At 57.9% G+C, this 15,985-nt stretch carries 17 protein-coding genes and 1 pseudogene; 10 read left to right on the top strand and 8 right to left on the bottom strand.

Translation table 11 applies throughout. The annotated features are described in order from the left end of the window. Window positions 1–52: 52 nt before the first annotated feature. From AKJ29_RS08695 to glmM, 4 genes are all read left to right on the top strand, one after another. Window positions 53–796 carry a cell wall hydrolase gene (locus tag AKJ29_RS08695; RefSeq protein ID WP_409360021.1) on the top strand — a complete coding sequence of 248 codons (744 nt, stop codon included), beginning with the start codon at window positions 53–55 and terminating at the stop codon, window positions 794–796. Between the two features lie 114 nt (window positions 797–910). Continuing rightward, window positions 911–1,780, top strand: coding sequence for a dihydroneopterin aldolase (locus tag AKJ29_RS08690; protein ID WP_055189907.1), 870 nt, complete (start codon window positions 911–913; stop codon window positions 1,778–1,780). Window positions 1,781–1,806: 26 nt separating this feature from the next. Beyond that, window positions 1,807–2,787: a dihydropteroate synthase gene (gene folP / locus AKJ29_RS08685; RefSeq protein ID WP_055190525.1), complete on the top strand. Its 981-nt coding sequence runs from the start codon at window positions 1,807–1,809 to the stop codon at window positions 2,785–2,787. After that, a complete protein-coding gene (glmM, locus tag AKJ29_RS08680; RefSeq protein ID WP_055189905.1) occupies window positions 2,784–4,130 on the top strand; it encodes a phosphoglucosamine mutase in 1,347 nt (448 codons plus the stop codon). Before folP ends, glmM begins: the two co-directional genes overlap by 4 nt. A gap of 92 nt (window positions 4,131–4,222) precedes the next feature. Here glmM and AKJ29_RS08675 read toward each other — a convergent pair whose 3' ends face one another. Then, window positions 4,223–5,143, bottom strand: a complete 921-nt coding sequence (locus tag AKJ29_RS08675) for a DMT family transporter (RefSeq protein WP_055189903.1) — start codon at window positions 5,141–5,143, stop codon at window positions 4,223–4,225. A 181-nt stretch (window positions 5,144–5,324) separates the two neighbouring features. Between AKJ29_RS08675 and AKJ29_RS08670 the strand changes: the two genes are divergently transcribed. Further along, window positions 5,325–5,699, top strand: a complete 375-nt coding sequence (locus tag AKJ29_RS08670) for an SRPBCC domain-containing protein (RefSeq protein ID WP_161805389.1) — start codon at window positions 5,325–5,327, stop codon at window positions 5,697–5,699. Between the two features lie 71 nt (window positions 5,700–5,770). Here AKJ29_RS08670 and ilvC read toward each other — a convergent pair whose 3' ends face one another. Further along, on the bottom strand, window positions 5,771–6,937 hold the full coding sequence (gene ilvC / locus AKJ29_RS08665; protein ID WP_261172603.1) for a ketol-acid reductoisomerase: 1,167 nt from the start codon (window positions 6,935–6,937) through the stop codon (window positions 5,771–5,773). Between ilvC and AKJ29_RS08660 the strand changes: the two genes are divergently transcribed. Both AKJ29_RS08660 and AKJ29_RS08655 read left to right on the top strand, forming a co-directional pair. Continuing rightward, window positions 6,936–7,391, top strand: coding sequence for an Lrp/AsnC family transcriptional regulator (locus AKJ29_RS08660; protein WP_055189898.1), 456 nt, complete (start codon window positions 6,936–6,938; stop codon window positions 7,389–7,391). The two genes, ilvC and AKJ29_RS08660, sit on opposite strands and share 2 nt — an antisense overlap. Next, window positions 7,388–7,843, top strand: coding sequence for an Lrp/AsnC family transcriptional regulator (locus AKJ29_RS08655; RefSeq protein ID WP_055189896.1), 456 nt, complete (start codon window positions 7,388–7,390; stop codon window positions 7,841–7,843). The genes AKJ29_RS08660 and AKJ29_RS08655 overlap by 4 nt, the downstream gene beginning before the upstream one ends. Here AKJ29_RS08655 and AKJ29_RS08650 read toward each other — a convergent pair. Beyond that, complete coding sequence (locus AKJ29_RS08650; protein WP_055189894.1) at window positions 7,840–8,166, bottom strand: ArsR/SmtB family transcription factor; 327 nt, start codon at window positions 8,164–8,166, stop codon at window positions 7,840–7,842. The genes AKJ29_RS08655 and AKJ29_RS08650 overlap by 4 nt on opposite strands. Window positions 8,167–8,393: 227 nt before the next feature. Here AKJ29_RS08650 and AKJ29_RS18685 point away from each other — a divergent pair. Further along, window positions 8,394–9,090: pseudogene (locus tag AKJ29_RS18685) on the top strand (IS5 family transposase). Between the two features lie 143 nt (window positions 9,091–9,233). On the opposite strand, the gene AKJ29_RS19255 reads toward AKJ29_RS18685, so the two are convergent. Continuing rightward, on the bottom strand, window positions 9,234–9,671 hold the full coding sequence (locus AKJ29_RS19255; protein ID WP_139231437.1) for a hypothetical protein: 438 nt from the start codon (window positions 9,669–9,671) through the stop codon (window positions 9,234–9,236). A 672-nt stretch (window positions 9,672–10,343) separates the two neighbouring features. Here AKJ29_RS19255 and AKJ29_RS08640 point away from each other — a divergent pair. After that, window positions 10,344–10,718 carry a hypothetical protein gene (locus AKJ29_RS08640; protein WP_409360025.1) on the top strand — a complete coding sequence of 125 codons (375 nt, stop codon included), beginning with the start codon at window positions 10,344–10,346 and terminating at the stop codon, window positions 10,716–10,718. Window positions 10,719–10,952: 234 nt separating this feature from the next. On the opposite strand, the gene AKJ29_RS08635 is transcribed toward AKJ29_RS08640, so the two are convergent. The 3 genes from AKJ29_RS08635 to AKJ29_RS08625 form a co-directional block, all read right to left on the bottom strand. Continuing rightward, window positions 10,953–11,153 (bottom strand): hypothetical protein, encoded by a 201-nt coding sequence (locus AKJ29_RS08635; RefSeq protein ID WP_055189887.1) that lies wholly within the window; start codon window positions 11,151–11,153, stop codon window positions 10,953–10,955. A gap of 161 nt (window positions 11,154–11,314) precedes the next feature. After that, on the bottom strand, window positions 11,315–12,514 hold the full coding sequence (locus tag AKJ29_RS08630; protein ID WP_055189885.1) for an FAD-dependent monooxygenase: 1,200 nt from the start codon (window positions 12,512–12,514) through the stop codon (window positions 11,315–11,317). A 7-nt stretch (window positions 12,515–12,521) separates the two neighbouring features. Continuing rightward, window positions 12,522–13,169 (bottom strand): pyrimidine 5'-nucleotidase, encoded by a 648-nt coding sequence (locus AKJ29_RS08625; RefSeq protein ID WP_055189883.1) that lies wholly within the window; start codon window positions 13,167–13,169, stop codon window positions 12,522–12,524. A 154-nt stretch (window positions 13,170–13,323) separates the two neighbouring features. Here AKJ29_RS08625 and AKJ29_RS08620 point away from each other — a divergent pair, with 154 nt between their 5' ends. Beyond that, on the top strand, window positions 13,324–13,962 hold the full coding sequence (locus tag AKJ29_RS08620; protein WP_409360024.1) for a GntR family transcriptional regulator: 639 nt from the start codon (window positions 13,324–13,326) through the stop codon (window positions 13,960–13,962). Between the two features lie 73 nt (window positions 13,963–14,035). Here AKJ29_RS08620 and AKJ29_RS08615 read toward each other — a convergent pair whose 3' ends face one another. Further along, window positions 14,036–15,919 (bottom strand): glycosyltransferase family 2 protein, encoded by a 1,884-nt coding sequence (locus AKJ29_RS08615; RefSeq protein WP_055189880.1) that lies wholly within the window; start codon window positions 15,917–15,919, stop codon window positions 14,036–14,038. Between the last annotated feature and the right edge of the window lie 66 nt (window positions 15,920–15,985).

The following is a 15,985-nucleotide window of genomic DNA, read 5'->3' as shown; positions in this document are numbered from 1 at the left end:
TGGACGTGAAGGGGTTTTTCGCGTAGATCGCCTCGTCAACTGGCCATCCTGGATGGATCTTAGTGGAACTGGAGTGGGCGAAATGCTGAAAACCAATGTAACGACCCTGTTGCGTGCGATCGCACTCGGATCGGTTCTGGCCGCCGCGCCTTTGTCCCTTGTTGCCGATGCCGATGGTGCCGGACGCGAGACTGTAGCTGCGACCGGGGATGAAAACCCGATGGTCCTGCTGTTCACCAAGCTGTTTCAGAAAGAGCGCGCGGGCCTGGAAGCCATGCCGGAAGACCAAATTGAGAAACTGGCCAGTCTGGACGCAGATCCATCCGAGAGCGGCGCGGCCAACCTCTATAGTCGCAAATGGCTGGCAGCCCAGCCCAAGGCGCGCGGTGGAGAGCAATGGCAATGCCTGACCGAGGCGCTATATTTTGAGGCGCGTGGGGAAAGCGTGAAAGGTCAGTTTGCGGTGGCTGAGGTGATCCTGAACCGTGTGGATAATGCCCGTTTCCCGAATTCGATCTGCGGCGTTGTCAATCAGGGGACCGGCCGGAAATACCAATGCCAGTTCACCTATACCTGCGACGGGCGGGCCGAGGTGATCCGCGAACCCAAAGCCTATGAAAATGTCGGAAAAGTGGCCCGGGCAATGATTGACGGCGCACCGCGCAGCCTGACCAAAGGCGCCACCCATTACCATACCACGGCGGTGAACCCGAAATGGGCCAAACGGTTTGAGCGCACCGCAAATATCGGCGTGCACCGTTTTTACAAGATGCCGGTGCGCGTGTCGTCCAACTGATCCCTTTTCTGGGTGCGCTTTCCCGCCTTGGCCTGTCGGAACCGGCTGGTCTTTTGGTGGCGTTTTCAGGCATTATTGCGCAAATCATTTGCGCAGTATGGGATCAGCACCGCTATGGACAACAGCACAGCCTTTCAGCCGCTTGAAGCGCGCGCCATCGAGATGGGCGGCCCCAACCCGCCAGACCGGATCTCGGTGCGGGATCATACGGTTGAGGTTGAAATTGGTGCCTTTCAGGCGGAGCGTGACGTCACCCAGAGGCTTCGATTTTCGGTTGTGGTCGAGGTGGGGCCCAGCACGGGCGCGCAAACCGATGATGTGGATGACATCCTGTCCTATGACGCGGTGACCGAAGCCATCACGGCTGAGCTTGCCGCGGAGCGGCTGAACCTGCTGGAAACCCTTGCGGAACGCATTGCTGAGCGGATTTTGCGCGAACCGCAGCCGCTGCGCGTCTTTGTGCGGATCGAAAAGCTCGACCGGGGGCCAGGTAATCTCGGGGTTGAGATTGTGCGTGGCCGAACCGGGCAACAGGCCGTGTCTCCGACTGAGGCGCCCCGCCCGCGCCTGATCCATCTGGGGGCAGGGGCCATCGTCGCCCCCGGGCTGACCAATGCCCTTGATCTCTGGGAACAGGAGGCAGCCCCGGTTGTGCTGCTGGTTGGCCCCGGCGAGGGGCCTGTCCCGCAGGTTCAGGACCCATCCAGCCAGCGCCGCATCGACCTGCTGGCCATTGAGCAAAACGCCTGCGTGCTCGCGGCCCGTGATCCGCGCATGAAGGCGGTGGGGACGCGAACAGAGCTGGATTGGGGGATGAAAAACGGACAGATCTCTGTCTGGGCGCCAACCAAGATGGTTATGGATGCGGTTGATGGCCCAGCGGAGCTGAGGCCCGAAACCCTGCTCGAATGGCTCGGGCAGGAGCTGGGAGCGGCATCCGCTTGCCAGATTTCAGACGCAGACGGGCTGGAGCGCGCGCTGTGACCCGGCGCTACCAACCGATCCCGCGCATGGGCGCGCCGTATTCCGGGCGCTCGCTCGCTGGGTCTGCGGATCTCTGGTTTGATCAGGTGATGTGGCGTGACCGCACGGGGGCATCGGGGGTGATGATGCTTGACGATTGCCCGCAAGAGGTGCTTGCCCGGCTCTCGTCGCCGCGTGTCGCAATCGCCGGACTGTCGCTGGATCAACCGCGTGTGATGGGGATCCTGAACGTTACCCCAGACAGCTTTTCCGACGGGGGGGATCTGGCCACGGTCAGTGCCGCCGTGGCACGGGCGCGGGCGATGGAGGGGGATGTGGATATCCTCGATATCGGAGGGGAAAGCACCCGACCCGGCGCTCTGGAAGTTGATGTGGCGGAAGAAATCCGCCGCACCGCGCCTGTGATCCGTGCCCTGCGGGATGCTGGCATCACGACGCCGATCTCAATCGATACCCGCAAATCCGCAGTGGCTGAGGCGGCGCTGGAGGCGGGGGCGGATATGGTGAACGATGTCTCGGCGTTCGAATTTGACCCGGAGCTTGCCCATCTCGTTGCGGAACGCGATGTGCCCGTGTGCCTGATGCATGCCAAGGGGCTGCCTGAAAACATGCAGGATGACCCGCGGTATGAGGATGTCACGTTTGAGGTGCTGGAACATCTCGAAGCTCGGATTGCCCTGGCTGAGGCAGCGGGGATCCGCCGGGATCGCATTATCACCGATCCGGGAATTGGGTTTGGTAAAACACTGCAGCACAATGTGATTTTGCTGCGCGCGCTGGCCTTGCTACATGATCTGGGACTGCCGATCCTGCTGGGTGTATCGCGCAAGCGCTTCATCGGGGCGCTGGGCCGTGCGGATGAGGCAAAAGACCGCGCGCCCGGCTCTATCGCCGTGGCCCTGGATGGGGTCCGGCAGGGGGCACATATTCTTCGCGTGCATGATGTACGGGAAACGGCACAGGCATTGCGATTGCAAAACGTATTGATGACGAGGGACGCGTTGTGACGGAAAAACTGTTTGGCACGGATGGGGTGCGTGGATTGGCCAATAGCTGGCCGATGACGGCGGAAATGGCGCTGAAACTGGGGGCCGCGGCCGGGCGACATTTTCGTCGGGACGGATCCAACGGGCATCGGGTTGTCATCGGTAAGGACACGCGCCTGTCGGGGTATATGATCGAAAACGCCCTGACCGCTGGGCTGACCTCAACCGGTATGAACGTGCTGCTGCTGGGGCCGGTGCCGACACCGGCGGTTGGACGCATGACGCATTCGATGCGGGCAGATCTGGGGATCATGATCTCGGCCTCGCATAACCCGTTTCACGACAATGGGATCAAGTTTTTCGGCCCCGACGGCTTCAAACTGTCTGATGCGGATGAGGCCGAGATTGAGCGGCTGGTGCAGGCTAGTGTTGACCCGGTGCAGCCGCAGAATATCGGGCGGGCCAAGCGGATCGAAGAAGCGCGCCAGCGCTATACCGAATATCTGAAAACCACCTTCCCCGCGCAGAAACGCCTGAGCGGGATCAAGGTCGTGGTGGATTGCGCCAACGGGGCGGCCTATCGCACCGCGCCAGACGCGCTTTGGGAGCTGGGGGCCGATATCGTGACGGTCGGTGTATCCCCTGACGGGACCAACATCAACAAGGGCTGTGGATCGACCGACACGGCGCTTGCGGCGAAAACCGTAGTTGAGACGGGTGCGGATCTGGGGATCTGCCTGGACGGAGATGCCGATCGGATCATGATCATCGACGAGACGGGCCGGGTGGCAGATGGCGATCAGATCATGGCCATGTTTGCCAGTCATTGGGCGCGCCAGGGAATGCTCAAAGGGGGCACTTTGGTGGCGACGGTCATGTCCAATCTTGGGCTGGAGCGGTTTTTGCAGGGGCAAGGGTTGGATCTTCTGCGCACCAAGGTCGGGGACCGGCACGTGGTTGAGGCGATGCGCGCGGGTGGGTATAATCTGGGCGGCGAACAATCCGGCCATATCGTGATGAGCGATTATGCCACCACCGGCGACGGCCTGCTGGCCGGGATCCAGTTTCTGGCCGCGATGGTTGAGACTGGGCGCCCTGCGTCTGAGCTGTGCCAGATGTTTGAAACCGTGCCGCAGCTGTTGAAAAACGTGCGCTACGGTGCCGGGCAGCCCCCCCTTGAAATCTCCAGCGTTCAGGCCGCGATCTCGGACGCGGAAGGGCTGCTTGAGGGCAAGGGACGGCTGTTGATCCGCAAGTCCGGGACCGAACCCCTGATCCGCGTGATGGTGGAATGCGAGGATGAAAGGCTGTTGTCTGAGGTGGTCGAAGGGATTGTTGCCGAGGTTGAGGCCGCGGTGTCCTGATCTTGGGGGTATCCGTGTATATGTTCGAAAATGTAAAGGCGGCGCCAAATACGTCGCCTTATTTCTTTGTAAAGATTGAAAATGTTTAAGTGTCAGCCGCGCGCAAACAATCGGGTCAGGGCGCCGAGTTGACTGATCGCCACACCGATCAGGATCAGGATCATTGCCCAGATCAGGCTGGAGGGCAGCGCCTCCCCCAACAGGACCGCCCCCAGGAAAAGAGCCCAGAGCGGCACTTGGTAATTGACCAGGCTGAGAAAAGTGGGGCCTGCCCGCCGCACAAGGATCACCAGCAGAATCTGGGTAAGTGCCGTTGGAAAAATCCCCAGAAGGATCACGGAAAGCACCGGTAGGGCGGGGGGCAATTCGCGCGGTATCCCCTCTTGCCACAGGGCCACGGGCACAATCATTACGGTCGCTGCCACAAGGGTCGTGGCTGCAAATGCGCGGCGATCCACATCTGGGCAGAGGCGTGCGATGATGGAGCCGATTGCATAACAGGTCCCGGCCGCCAGACAGACAAGACGGGCGGTGTTTTCCAGCGCCAGCCCTGTGCTTTCAAAGGCAGACGGGCCGATTAGCACCAAAACCCCGGCAAGCCCGATCAGGATGCCAATCAGGCGGCGCAGCGTGATGCGTTCTCCTGACACAAGGAAATGGGCCAGAATAAGGGTGATCAGAGGCATAGCCGCCATCGACACCCCGGCAAATCCTGACGCGACATAGGCCTGCGCCCAGCCCAGCAGGAAAAACGGAATGGCATTGGAAAAGGCCCCCATCGCGATCGCCGCCGCCCAGATGGCAACACCATTTGGAGCAGAGAGGGCCGGCATGCGTCGTCCGCTTGCTTTTGCGAACACAACCAGCAAAAACGCCCCTAGAGCGATGCGATAGGCTGCGATGCTGAGCGGGCCAAACCCTTGAAGGGCGACGGAAACCCCCATGAAGCTTGCCCCAAAAAACAGGCCAAGTATGGCAAGGATGAACCAGTCGAGGCGGGTAGGATGTGTCATGCCCCGACATCTGGCATATTGGTATTTCTTGTAAAAGCGAATTCGTCCGCCGGGGTGCAAGTGACCAATGGGCGAAAATGGCGTAAGATGGGGCAGGAGACTGCTATGTTGCCGCCGATCATCAAAACTGTCCGCTCCCCCCTGCCGCGCGAAGAACTGTTTGAGTTCTTTACGCTTGGGCTTGGCAATTGGGTGGCCTGTCGCGACCCATTCCGTCTCGGCAAATATGGGGGGCCTACCGCAAGAGGTGCATTTCGAAACCCGGGAAGGGGGCCGGATATATGAGGTCCTGCCAAAGGGGGGCGAGGCACTTTGGGGGCGGGTGCTGCATTGGGATGCGCCATCCAGGGTCGTATTTTCCTGGCATCCCGGCCGCGATCCGGGGCAGGCCACTCGGGTTCAGCTGCGGTTTGTTCAACTGGCCACCCAGACCGAGATTGATCTGATCCATGATGGATGGGAGGCCCTCGGCGATGAGGCGTCAACACAACATGCCGGGTATGATCCCGGCTGGTATTACGTGTTGGGCCAGTGTTTTATGGAGAAGCTGACCTAACGGTGGGGAATGAAAAAAGGCGCCCCAATTGGGACGCCTTTCAACAGTGCGGGGAAAGCCCGCGCTCTGTCTTAGTTCTTTTCCTGGTCAACCAGCTTGCCGGCCGAGATCCACGGCATCATGTCGCGCAGCTTCTTGCCGACAACTTCGATCTGATGCTCGTCATTGTGGCGACGGGCGGCTTTGATGGTCGGCTGACCAACAGCGTTTTCCAGCATGAAGTCGCGCACGAATTTACCGGTCTGGATGTCTTCCAGCGATTCCTTCATGGCTTTCTTGGTGGCCGCATAGGGCAGGATGCGCGGGCCGGTCACATACTGGCCGTATTCTGCAGTGTTCGAGATCGAGTAATCCATGTTTGCGATGCCGCCTTCATAGATCAGGTCAACGATCAGCTTGGTTTCGTGCAGACACTCGAAGTAAGCCATTTCCGGAGCGTAGCCGGCTTCAACCAGGGTCTCAAAGCCGCAACGGATCAGCTCAACGATGCCGCCGCACAGAACGGCCTGCTCGCCAAAGAGGTCGGTTTCGCACTCTTCGCGGAAGTTGGTCTCGATGATGCCCGAACGACCACCACCGATGGCCGAGCAGTAGGACAGGCCGATTTCCAGCGCTTTGCCGGTCGAGTCGGTGTCAACAGCAACAAGGCAGGGAACGCCGCCGCCTTTGACGTATTCGCCGCGTACGGTGTGACCCGGGCCTTTCGGCGCCATCATGATCACGTCAACGCCTTCTTTCGGCTCGATCAGGCCAAAGTGGACGTTCAGACCGTGGGCAAACGCGATGGCTGCGCCCGGTTTGATGTTGTCGTGAACGTATTTCTTGTAGGTTTCAGCCTGCAGTTCATCGGGCATGGTGAACATGATCAGGTCACACCAGGCAGCGGCTTCGGCGATGCCCATAACTTCCAGACCTTCGGCCTGTGCTTTCTTGGCCGAGGCCGAGCCTTCGCGCAGGGCAACCACAAGGTTCTTGGCACCCGAATCGCGCAGGTTCAGCGCGTGGGCGTGGCCTTGCGAACCGTAGCCCAGAATGGCCACTTTCTTGTCTTTGATCAGGTTGATGTCGCAATCGCGATCGTAATAAACGCGCATGATTTTCCCTCGCGGTTCGTGTTGCGGAATGTGTCTGAGGGCATCATAGGCAGTGCAATCTGGGATGCGAGATGAGAATGGTTGGAAAAATTGGAATAGTTGATATAGTTCATGCGCAAGAATAGAAAAATCTGGAAAAATCATGCTCGATGATCTTGATCGACGCATTCTGCGACAGATGCAGGCGGATCCGATGATGTCAACACCGGACCTTGCGGACCGGCTGGGGCTTTCACCTGCCCGGCTCTCGCGGCGGATCGAGCGGCTGCGTGACCGCAAAGTGCTGCGTGGACCGCGCGCGGTGATCAACTGGCAAGCTTTGGGATATGCGGTAGAAGTCAGTCTGCGGGTGACGCTGGACAAAACCCAACCGCGCGCATTTGATGACTTCATCGAAGCGGCGCGCACGATTTCCGAAGTGATTGAGATCCAGACATTCCTTGGTCGGGTGGATGTGCGCCTCTCCGTGATTGCGCGTGATATGCCACATTATCAGTCGATTTATCGCAACCAGATCCTCGCCCTTCCGCATATTGCCGATATTGAAGCCCTGATGCATGTTGCGCGGATCAAGAATGATGACGGTTTGCCGCTATGATGGAGCTTGATGACATCGACCGTACGCTTCTTCGGGCCTTGGAAGAGGATGCAACGAAATCCGCGGGGGCGCTGGGGCGCGAGGTGGGGCTGTCGCAACCCGCCACCTGGCGGCGGATCAGGCGCCTGACTGAAGAGGGGGTGCTGGCTGGCCGGCGGTTGGATCTTGACCGAGAGGCGCTTGGATTTGGGGTGGCGGTGTTTCTCGGCGTGAAACTTGCCACCAAAGGCCGTGTCAGCCTTGAAGATTTTGAACGCGCCGTTTCTGCCATTCCTGAAGTGCAGACGGTTGAGCATGTGCTTGGGCTTTACGACTATCGCCTGCGCGTTGTGGCGCGCGACCTTGCCGATTTTGAACGGGTTTTGCGTCGCCGTATCATGACTTTGCCTGGGGTTGGGGATGTTGAGGCCAATGTGCTTTTGTCTGAGGAGCGAAGGCCGGGCCCCCTTTAGGCAGCAACACCAAGATCTATGGCCCGCCGATATCGCATGTTGAGAATTTCGAACAGGCAGTCCATCGAACTCATGAGGCTTTCCGGGGTGAGGGAGTAGTAGGTTTCCTGCCCCTTGCGTTGGCGTGAAAGCAGCCAGGCTTTTTCCATCTCTCGCAGGTGGTGCACCAGGGGAGTGGTTCGGATTTTGGTGGCGGCCTGAAGGGTCTGAAAGGACATTTCTGCTTTGGGCTGGGCGGCGAGCAGGCGGAAAATGGCCATACGCCGCGGGTGCGAGAGAGCAGTCAGGCTGGCGGAAATATCCTCATTTGTGCTGTCGATCATGGTAAACCCTTGTCGTTCAGAGTGTGTTCTTGAAATGTGCTTTCAGCATGAGGATGAATGGTTAATGTGTGATGAAGTATGCTCACAAAGCTTGACTGGATTGAAGGCAGCGCCTTTCGAAGAAAACTAGGGCGTAGACCTATAAACGTTGATGTGATTCAAGATGTGGACTTAGGAGGGTTCCATATCTTTGACATTTCTGGCTCACCGAAGAACAGTACAGTAAAATCAGGCCCTTTCTGCCCAATACGCCGCGCGCCAATACGCCGCGTGGTGTTCCGCGTGTCGACGACCGGCGCGTGTTATCGGGCATCATTTTCTGCATTCAGCGAGGCTATCGCTGGTCGGGTGTGCCGCCGGAATATGGCCCCGCCAAGACGCTCTGCAATCGCTACAAACGCTGGTCTGAAGCAGGCGTTTTCGAGCATGTGTTCGAAACTTTGGCGCGGGAGACGGCAGATCTTTCCACGCTGATGATCGACGCCAGCCATGTCAAAACCCATCGCATCGCAGCCAATGGTGCCAAAAAAACACCGGCGAAGGACGGGATATCGGCAAGACAAAAGGCGGGTTGAATTCAAAGCTGCATCTGACCGCAGGCATCGAGCCGATATTACCCATGCGAATCAATGCCTTGAGCCATATATTGCCAGGGGAACCACCGTCATTGCAGACCGAGGTTACGACGCAAATCACCTGCGCGACTGGCTGAGCGACGCCAAGGCAACCGCCTGCATCCCACCGCGCAAGAACCGCAAAATGCAATTCGAATATGACGCAGACCTCTACAAAACCCGCAACATCGTCGAGCGCATGTTCAACCGACTGAAGGACTGGCGACAACTCAGCCTGCGAACATTTCGATGCCAACAAACCTTCTTGGCAGCAGCCCACATCGCCGCAACAGTCATCTGGGTCTTATGAGGCCGCTGCCTAGGCGATTGCAACGCCCTGATGGAAAAGGGCAATCCTGCAAGAACGAAGACTGCCCTTCTCATGGAAAATTGTTCCGTGTGCGGCCGGAACTGTATCGAAAATCGGGGCAGACCAAGGCAGGGAGCCAACGCCTATGTTGCAAACGGTGTGGTTCGACCTTCACCATTGGACACCCGGCAAGAAACCACCGGCGGCAGTCGAGAAGCCGCGTTGTCCATTTGAGAACAGATCGCGCGACGATGTCCGTTGAACGGAGTGCCGGGTTGATGCGTTTGGCAACCCTGCGCAGCGTCGCCTCGTATTTCCACAAGATCAGGAGCAACATCTAGGCGGCTGAGCGTCCTGTTGCCACGCCCAGCGGGAATGGACGCTTTTGGGATCGTCATCACCTGTACAAGCCGGAGATGATGGTCAATCTCGTCGAGATTTACCGTTTCCACCATAACTGGATGGGAACGAGAAAAACAAAACAAACGCCAGCAATGAAGCTGGGCATTGCCAAGGGAAAAATCTACGAAAGGGACCTCTTCGGAGAATAAGTGACTTTGGCGAAAATAGAATGTGATCACCTGAAACCCCTTTCAAAATTGGCAATAAGTCATCATATTTACTGGGAGATTTTCAAAGAAAAGGATTCAAAAGAATGTGGCCAAGAAATCAATAATGTGGCCAAAAAATCAATATAGTGGAGTTGGAGGTGGGCGTTACACCGGCGTAGATGGTGGGCTCTACACAGGTCCAGATGGCGGAGCCTATTCCGGCCCGGGTGGCGGCCTTTATTCAGGCCCAGACGAACCGCCATACATGAGCAATATTCCACCGTGGTCCGTTTTCGTCGCAGAAGTCGAAAAACGCGGTCTCACCCAGCTGGCCAACCTAATTCGCCAACAGTTTCAGGCCGCCGGGATAGCTCTGTGAATATCTCATGCCAAACAAAAAAGTATCCTTTTCGGTCTGTCCCTTAGGGCAAATGTTGAAGCTCCGCAGGAAGTATTCTGCGGAGCTTTCGCAAATGCGAAAGGTGATCTATATCTTTGAAGAAACTCCACTACATTTTGGATGAAATTATGCCCAGTTTGAAAGATTTTGTTGCTGCGCTCCAAGTCGGGTGGTTCCGGCCTTGGCGGCATTCGTTGGCTGCTCAATCATCGTAGTAGGAGACTATTTCAAGGTTGCTTACCTTGAAAGCAGCCCCGTTCTTCTCCTGACCATAGCTGTCGTGATAGGGGTTTTCCTTCAGTATTCTTGTTGCAAATATTGTTTACCTCCCAATCACCATCTGGAAGGCAATTAAAAGACGCAAAAGCAAAAAAGAACTTCGGAAAAAGCTTGTGCGAGAGGTCGAGGCTGCACCAAATTCAGAAAAGGCAATTTTGGCTTATCTGGTAACCTCGGGTCGCAAAGCATTTGCGTCCGAGTTTAACGATCAAAAGTTGTCGCCCTTAGTTTCGAAAGGCCTACTGGTGAAGCTTGGTGGCACCAATAGCGTATTGGCGTGGCCATACATCGTTCGACAAGAGGTTTGGGATTACCTCATTGAAAACCAAGAGAGCTATCGCATCGACATTCCCGATGATGCGCACGATCCCTTCCACTGGAGAAATAGTGGCTGGTAATATATCGAAAATATATTCGAGAAGGGATGCAGCTTGTTGCATCACTCCAAGACTGTAAGGTCCTCAATATAGGGTTCTAATAGGTGGGTTGGCCGTATGCCGACCAACCGAAGTGAAGTTTCAACATTTTTCGTCGGGGGCCTGACATTCTCCCGAGAACGGACATCTTGCAACACTTTTGGTAAGAGGCTTGCGTCGGGTGAGCGCGCCTTTCTTAATGCCATTTCCGGTTGGTCAGCCTTTGCCACCAGCCATCATGATCAGCAGGACATAGATCACGGCAACCAACCCAAGCGCAACCAGACCTACACCGGGCAGGCCAAGGGTCAGGAACCCCCCTGCAAGCGCAACAATGACCAGGGCGCAGATACCCCAGGCCATTTTTTCTGCCTTGGCATCGGCAGCTTTTTGTTCGGGGGTCAGTTCGGCAGCCATGTGCGTTTCTCCTAGAATTTTGCTTGCCGCCTTATGCTGCAGCTGTTCACGAAAGGGAATGCTGTATTTTCAAATTGTGCCATATGGTCGCATGGCTGGTAGCCCGTCCTTCGATGCTTCCCCGGTGAAGGTTCAACAGGGGGATGTCGAAAAGAGGGCTTCTATCTCGGGCCAAGCCCCGCTCTCATAATGGTTTTTCGCATCGGAGCGACATCGTGCACTGCCTTGAGGCCCATCAGGCGAACCGCCTGCATGGTCCCGTCTCCAGAACGGGTGACGCGGTTGAACAGGTCAATGGCGCGGGCGCGTCTGGCAATGTCAGCGCTCCTTGCCTTGTCATAGGCCGCCATCATTGCGGAATCACCCAGCCCCGTCGGGCGGGCTTGTGCCAGATCCAGCAGGGCGATCACATCATTCAGCGATGTATTCAACCCCTGAGCTCCGATCGGCGGCAATGCATGTGCGGCTTCGGCGATCACTGCTACCCGCCCCGCAGTCAGTTGATCAGCGGTCTGTGTAATGATCGGCCAGACTGAGCGGTTCCCCTCAAGCCGCATGCGCCCCAGCAGCCCGGTGGAGCGATGAAACATCACCTCTTCAAACTCCTGCACCGGCATCTGCATCAGTTCGACCGCACGCGGCCCCTTGTTCATCCAGACAATGGCCGAGGCATTGCGCCCGTCTATGTCAGGCAATGGCACAATCGTGAAAGGGCCGCCCTCGTTGTAGATTTCGGTTGAGATATTGTCATGCGGCACGTCATGCGTAACCGTGAAGGCGAGGGATTTCTGACCATAACGTGTGGTGCTGACGGTGATCCCGGCGGTCTCTCGTAGGGGAGAGAATTTGCCATCGGCCGCCACCGCCATCCGGGCACGCACCCGCGCGCCATTGTCCAGCGTGACAATCGCCTCCTCCGAACGGTTCACGATTGATTTGAACCCGTGACCATAAAGCGCGGTGATATCAGGCTGATCCTGCAGATATCCCCAGATTTCGCGCCGCACGACCCAGTTCATCAGGTTCCATCCGAAAGGGTCGTTGCTCATATCCGCGGACTGAAACACACGGCGGTCCCGAATTTCCGGAGGCCACCCCACCGTGTCGATCACGGCCAGTTGGTCCAGCGGTTTGGCATGCGGCGCAAGCACGTCCCACAGGCCGATCCGGTCAAACAGCCCACGTGCCGGCTGTAAAAACGCGGTGGAGCGCAGGTCGGATTTTTCTTCATCTGCCGTAGTGACCGGCACAAAAGGATCCGCAAGCAGCACTGAAAATCCGGCTGCGGCAAAGGCGCAGGCCGTGACCTGCCCGGCGATCCCACCGCCGGAAATGAAAAGATCCACGTTGTAATCGGTCATAAGAGCCTCAACTTGTCAGGTGGGATAGAAATCCCGCAAGATCATGGGTGTGATGGTGGATATGCTGGGCGGGGACTGCGTCGGGCGCCACATGCACGGTGCGCATTCCCAGATCATGTGGCACTGCCAGATTGCGAGGATCATCCTCGAACATAGCCGCCTGTCGAGGTGTGATCCCATCCCGTGCAAACACTGCCTCGAATGCGGCACGGTCCGGCTTTGGATGGAAATCCGCATGCTCCACCCCATAGATTGCGTCAAACAGCCCGGACAGGCCGCGCGCCTCAAGCACACGTTCTGCGTAGGGGGCTGAACCGTTGGTATAGACAATTCGCCGCCCGGGCAGTGATTTGATCCGAGCCGCCAGCGCCGGGTCCGGCTCCAGCGCGTCGAAGGAGATATCATGCACTTCGGTCAGATAGGGGGCCGGGTCCACATCATGCTCTCTCATCAGGCCCGCAAGGGTTGTTCCGTGATCGCGCCAATAGGTCTGCCGCAGGTGGTTGGCCTTGTCGCGGGACACGCCAAGCTCTCGCATGACCCAATCCGTCATCCGCTGCTCGATCTGGTCAAACAGCCGGACCGAAGGGGGGTAGAGCGTGTTGTCGAGGTCGAACACCCACTCCGAGATATGCGAAAACTGATCAGCTACCATGGTGCAAATCTATCCTCTCGGTCCGATGGGGGAAAGGTGGGAAACGCGATCAGGACGCATCTGCGACGAGATGTGACGGCTTGGGGTTTGCTTTGTGGCGCTTCGCTGTGCATAACTTGCGCGAAGATGGATCCGGGAGGAACAGGTGGCAGACGTGAAATCAGGGCACAAAGATGCCTACGAGCTGATCCTTGAGGCAATTGATGTCGGGGTTTACAAACCCGGCGATCGGCTGGTTGAAAGCGAACTGGCGGATCGGTTCGGCGTGTCCCGCACCCCCATTCGCGAAGCCTTGCAACGGCTTGAAACACAATCGCTTCTGACCCGTGATGGGCGCAGCCTGATTGTCGCGTCCCTCACGCATAACCAACTGGCTGAACTCTATGTTGTGCGGGCCGAGCTTGAGGGCCTGGCCGCATCACTTGCCGCCCAGCACGCCGCACCGGAAGAAATCCGCGTGTTGCGCGAAATGGTTGAGGACGATCGGGCGCGTCTGGATGATCCGGCGGCCCTGGCTCGCTCCAATCGCCGGTTCCACAAGCGCCTGCACCTCGCGTCCCATAATCGCTATCTCGTGCAACAGCTTGACCTCGTGCATCGCACCATGGCGCTGCTGGCCACCACGTCTCTGGCGGCAGAGGGGCGCAGCGAAGTGGCAATTGCTGAGCATGATGCGATTGTGACCGCAATAGAGGCCCGCGACCGGGAGGCCGCCCGTGCTGCGCTGAAAACCCATATTTCCAAGGCGTTTGAAACCCGGCTCAAATTGGATTCCGCGCAAGACGGCGTATGACGGGGACAGGGCAAACCTGAAGCGCAGCACCGCTTTGAACCTGGTCGTGCAGCTGGAAATGTCCCGCCGCGGGTCAAACCCGAACCGGTTTTGCGGAACTTTCTGAAATGGTGGCTGTGGCCGGCGTGTCAAACTTCCCGTGCTGGGTCTTGTCCCAGTAAAACGGGTGGGTGACGATCTCGATAAAACCTTTCAATGCGGCAATGGATGCAAGCGGATAGTAGAAATGCAGGGTGGGCACCCAGCCTCGCAACCATTTGTGTTTGGGGCCGCTCACGGCCTGAATGCCGATGGCTATGGTCAAGAGTTCCGCAGCCGCAAAACTGATCCCCAGCAGAGCCAGAAGGGTATCGGGCATCACGTCGCGCAAGGGATGGGGCAGGCCCAGCGGGAAGGCCCAGAAGGTCCAGAGCAGGGGGGCCAGCAACACCCCGGACAGCGATCCGAGAAAAATCAATTGAAAGCCGATGAATTTCCAAAGCCCGAGATCAGACAGGAGCCGCGCGGGATGGCGCATATGCACCCCATAGGTCATGGCATACCCTTTGATCCAGCGTGAGCGTTGTTTGATCCAGGGCCAGGCCCGGCAATTCGCCTCTTCTTCGGTAACGGTATCAATCAGTTCCGTGCGATATCCATGACGTGCGAGGCGCACGCCCAGATCCGCGTCTTCGGTGACGTTATGGGCATCCCACCCGCCCAGCTCTTCCAGGGCGCGTCTGCGGAAAAACAACGTTGTCCCGCCCAGGGGAATGGCAAAGCCGATTTGTTCGATCCCCGGCAGGACCAGTCGCCACCAGCTTGCATACTCTACAGTAAAACAACGACTTAGCCAGTTTGTGCGGGCATTGTAGAAATCCAGCTTTCCCTGCAGGCAGGCCACTTCCGGACCACGATCTGAAAACCGCTGGGCCACTTTCAGCAATTGATCTGCGGCGGGGGCATCCTCGGCGTCATAGACGCCAATGACGGACCCGCGACAGAAATCGAGCGCAAAGTTCAGGGCGCGTGGTTTGGTTTTCACCACGCCACGCGGCACGATGACCTGACGCATCCAACGCGGCAGATCTGCCTGTGCCAGCGTGTTCTGTGTCAGGGTGTCATCTTCTTCGACAACCAGGCAGATTTCCAGCAATTCGCGGGGATAGATGATCCGTTCCAGACGTTTAACCAACCGTCCGGCGATTTCGCGTTCCTTGTAAAGCGGCACCATGATCGAAATCATCGGCAGGCGATGAGGCCTGGGCAGATCTGCCGATCTAGCAAAATCATCCACCGGGATTTTCTGTCGTCGCCAGTACAAAATGCTGGCGGTCAGTTTCAGCGCCGAATTCATCAGCAGGGTGAACACGGCCCAGCTCACCAGAACCGAAAATCCAACAAGGGTGGAATAAAAGAAAAGGCCACACAGGATGGCCAGAAAGAGAGCTGCATAGCGGATAACGGTGCGGGGGTTCCAGCCCCGGCAGCTTTCATGTCCAGCCACGCGGGTTTCGGCGCGCTGGGTCAGGGCGCGATGGCGCATGGTCACAAGGCTGTCGAGGATGTCCTCTTCCGGGGCAATGGCCAGAAAGCTGCGCCCCCAATGCGCGGGAAACTCTTTCTGCAGGGCCTCAAATTCATCGGGTCGTGAACAAATGACGACAGTTCCACCGCCAACATTTTTCCACGGCACCACGCGGTTTCGAATGCAGAAATCTGCGCTGAGATCGTCGATAAGCCGCACATCCGGGGGGTGCCGGTGCAGATCGGCGATGCTGCACCCATACTGGCGCGCAAGTGCCGCGTAGAGGTCGACTCGGCGCACGAAGCCGTGAGCCAGCAGGATATCACCCAGCCGCACATCCTGCGTGCGCTGCAAGGCGGTTGCGATCTCGAGGTTTTCTTTCGAAAGCGCGCCCATATCCAGCAGCACCTGTCCCAATTGCTTGCGCTGCGGGTGCTGTGCATCCGTCATCGCCGGGGCTGGCGGCGATGTGTCATGGTTCTGAATTAGGCGAAGCGGTGTTGCGGACATGGGAGC

This window comes from Aliiroseovarius crassostreae (assembly GCF_001307765.1).
GTDB lineage: Bacteria > Pseudomonadota > Alphaproteobacteria > Rhodobacterales > Rhodobacteraceae > Aliiroseovarius > Aliiroseovarius crassostreae.
The sequence above is the reverse complement of the archived record's forward strand: the minus strand, read 5'-3'. Positions and strand labels throughout refer to the sequence as shown.